The organism is Anaeromusa sp. (genome assembly GCF_028691475.1).
GTDB lineage: Bacteria > Bacillota > Negativicutes > Anaeromusales > Anaeromusaceae > Anaeromusa.
The window spans coordinates 1-3315 of sequence record NZ_JAQUZF010000188.1; the positions used below are offsets into that span (position 1 = coordinate 1).

The following is a 3315-nucleotide window of genomic DNA, read 5'->3' on the forward strand; positions in this document are numbered from 1 at the left end:
GCGAGTCAATTGCGTCTGCCCGGGGGATGTACGGACCCCTCTTTTGGATAAGCAGCTCGAAGCGGCTCCTAACAAAGAAGAAGCGATGAAAGAGATGGCTCGCTGGTACCCGCTGCAGCGTTTGGCTGCGGCGGCGGAAGTGGCCTCGGTCATCGGCTTTTTGGCTTCTCCGGAGGCCTCCTTCGTCACTGGCGCTATCTGGTCTGTCGACGGCGGGCTGACGGCGTAGAAAAAGGCCGGAACACGAGATAGGAACAAGAGAACCGGAGTCCCGGGAGGGTACGCATGAGGGTTACGGTTTTTTAACAGGAGTATAGGGAGTAGAGTGAGGGCGCGATTGAGGGTACAAAGGTTGAACAAGAGAATCGGAGTCGCGGGAGGGTACGATAGAGAAGATGTTTTTTGAAGAGAAAGTAAAGGGAAGAGCAATTTTATAAAAACACAAAAAAGCCGCGAAAGCGGCTTTTTAAAAAGAACGTTTCTTTTCTCATTCGGACCCTCAGATTCTCCGATTCTCTTGTTGGTCCTTCTCGGACCTCCCGTTATTCCTATTCTTCGTACTTGATGTCCCAGAGCTCGCGACGGCTGGTGCTGACAGCACAGACGCCGTTTTTGAGGGCCTGGAGGACGTCTTCTTTAGTGTAAAGCAGGCCGCCGCCCAGAATAGGCAGGCCTGTTTCTTGTTTTAAAGCGGAGACGACGCTGGCGGGAATGCAGGCCGGGAGCACTTCCAGGGCGTCCGGTTTGTAGTTCTTCAGCAGGTGAATACCTGTTTTCATGGATTCCGAGTCCATCAAGAATAAACGCTGAATGACCAGCATGCCTTCTTCGCGGGCATACTTGACCAGCGCCGGCTTGGTGGTGATGGCGCCGGTGACGCCCAGGCGGGACAGAAAGGTGACCGCGGCGCGGTCCTTGCCGATACCGCCTAAAAGATCAAAATGAACCAAAACGCGTTTGTTATATTGCTTAGCTTGCTGCAACAGGTTGGGCAGCATATTGATGTCGCCAAAAAGCAGGATAACCGTAGGCGAAGGATGGTGCTGCAAAGCATGTTTAAAATCGTCAATGGAACGAGGCGCAGGAATAACTGGTCCGTTAGCCAGCAGGCGCAGAATGTTTTTATTGTTGTTTGTTATATTCATAAGTTGTACCTCATTTACAAAAGATAATGGTACCATTTCTGGATGCATTGAAAAAATCCTGCAAAAATAAAAATAAGCGAGGGAGGAGTTTTGCAATGAATTACGAAATGATTTATCTATAGTAATTTATTCTGATAGCAGAGTATTAAAAGGAGGCAGAACAAGTGAGCGGGAAACGATGGCTATGGCTGTGCCTGATGCTGGTATCGCTGTCTTTGGCAGTGGCTGGCTGCGGCGGCGAAAAGAAAGATGCGGCCGGTAACGGCGGTCCGCAAGGGAAAGTGATGATTTACACTTCCATTTATCCGGATATTATTGAAAGCGTCAAGCCGGCGGTGAAAAAAGCCTTTGGCGCGCTGGACGTACAGTGGTTCCAAGGCGGTACGGAAAAAGTTATGACCAAGTTGAGCGGGGAAATTCAAGCGAATAAGATTGCCGCCGACTTGATCATGGTAGCGGATCCTTCATACTATTTGACCTTGAAGGAGAGAAAACTGCTCTTCCCTTATGCGTCTCCGAACAATAAGGACGTAACCCAGGCGAAGGACGCCGATGGCGCCTGGACGGCGGTACGCATTTCCAACATGATTATAGCGTATAATACCGCGAAAGTCTCGGCTGCAGACGCGCCGAAAACGTGGAAAGATCTGCTGGACCCCAAATGGCAGGGCAAGATCGCCATGCCGAATCCGTTGCTATCCGGGACTGCCTATGTAGCGGCCGGTGCGCTGTCGGACAAATATGGCTGGGAATATTTTGAAAATCTGAAGAAAAATGGTTTAAAAGTAGAGGAAGGAAACTCCGCTATTCAGAATAAGCTGCTCACAGGGGAATACCTTGTGGCGATTATTTTGGAAGAAAACATTTTGAAGCTGGCTTCTAAAGGCGAGCCTCTGAAAGTGGTGTATCCTGAAGACGGCGTAGTGATGATTCCTAGCCCGATCGCTATTTTTAATTCTAGCCAGAATAAAGAGGCGGCTAAGACCATGGTGGATTGGTGGTTGTCTAAAGAAGGACAGCAGGCCATCGTTAAAGGCTGGATGCATTCGGTGCGCGATGACGTAGAGCCGCCGAAGGGCGCTCCGGCGCTGAAGACCTTTGCTGATAAGGCAGTTAAGGTGGATTGGGTCAAGCTGGCTACAGAGAATGAAAAAATTAAAGAAATGTTCCGATCGAAGGTATTGGAATAAGCGGAACGCAGCCGTTTATAAAAAGGCGCGAATTCTTGGAATTCGCGCCTTTTCCCCGCAAACTGCGTGAGGAGGAAGTATCGTGGAAGAACGTATTTTTGGCATGCGCCTGGATTCTAAATGGCTTGTGATTGCCGGCGCTGTGGCGGTGCTGGTGCTGTTTGTGGTCATTCCTATGCTGTATTTGGTGTATAACAGCGTGGTGACTGAGGGCGCCTTTACTTTGGAAAACTATAAATATGTCTACAGTAAAATGGTCAACTGGACGGCGTTGGTAAATACCTTCAAGCTGTCTTTTATGGTAATGCTCCTTAGCTTGGTGATTACTTTTCCTCTAGCCTGGCTGGTAGGACGGACGGATTTGCCGGGCAAGGGAGCATTTCGCACCATGCTGGTGGCTACCTATATGATTCCCCCCTACGTGGGCGCTATCGCTTGGACCCAGCTTTTAAATCCCAGCGTGGGCTATGTGAATGTGATTTTGCGGCATGTCTTTGATTTGGCGCAGTCGCCGTTCAATATTTACAGTATGGGCGGTCTGGTTTGGGTGCTGACCCTGTTCTATTCGCCCTTTGCCTTTATTACGATTTCCAGGGCATTGGAAAAAATGGACCCCACCCTGGAGGAAGCGGCGCGTATTTCCGGCGCTTCCCCGCTGCGGACGCTTTGGGATGTCACCTTGCCTTTGATGTTTCCCAGTATTTTAGCCGGGGGCCTGCTGGTTTTCATTGCCGCCGGTTCCTGTTTCGGTATTCCTTCCATTGTGGGCATGCCGGCGAAAATCGAGGTGCTGACCACCCGCATTGTGACCTATGTCTATATGGGCGACGCCAAGGGCATTCGCGATGCTACGGCCCTGGCGGTATCGCTGATGCTGGTGGCCAATACGCTGCTTTTCGCCATGACCGCTATGCTGGGCCGCAAGGATTATACGACCATTGCCGGCAAAAGCACGCGGCCCAATCTGGTAGAGCTGGGCA

The 3315-nt window shown here is 50.6% G+C and carries 4 protein-coding genes; 3 read left to right on the plus strand and 1 reads right to left on the minus strand.

What is annotated here, in order from left to right; all coding sequences use genetic code 11:
- The coding region (locus tag PHF27_RS13970) for an SDR family oxidoreductase (RefSeq protein ID WP_300071384.1) at window positions 1-229 on the plus strand (229 nt) is incomplete at its 5' end.
- Window positions 230-548: 319 nt separating this feature from the next.
- Here PHF27_RS13970 and PHF27_RS13975 read toward each other — a convergent pair.
- Window positions 549-1145, minus strand: coding sequence for a glycerol-3-phosphate responsive antiterminator (locus PHF27_RS13975; protein ID WP_300071387.1), 597 nt, complete (start codon window positions 1143-1145; stop codon window positions 549-551).
- Between the two features lie 164 nt (window positions 1146-1309).
- On the opposite strand from PHF27_RS13975, the gene PHF27_RS13980 reads away from it, so the two are divergent.
- Entirely contained in the window at window positions 1310-2335 is a 1026-nt protein-coding gene (locus PHF27_RS13980) for an ABC transporter substrate-binding protein (protein WP_300071389.1), read from the plus strand.
- 82 nt (window positions 2336-2417) lie between these two features.
- On the plus strand, window positions 2418-3315 hold an 898-nt coding region (locus PHF27_RS13985), incomplete at its 3' end, for an ABC transporter permease subunit (RefSeq protein WP_300071392.1).

Bases quoted from the DNA above. Each gene is read 5' to 3' on its own strand.
- PHF27_RS13975 (WP_300071387.1), bottom strand. From the start codon at position 1,145: ATGAATATAACAAACAACAATAAAAACATTCTGCGCCTGCTGGCTAAC.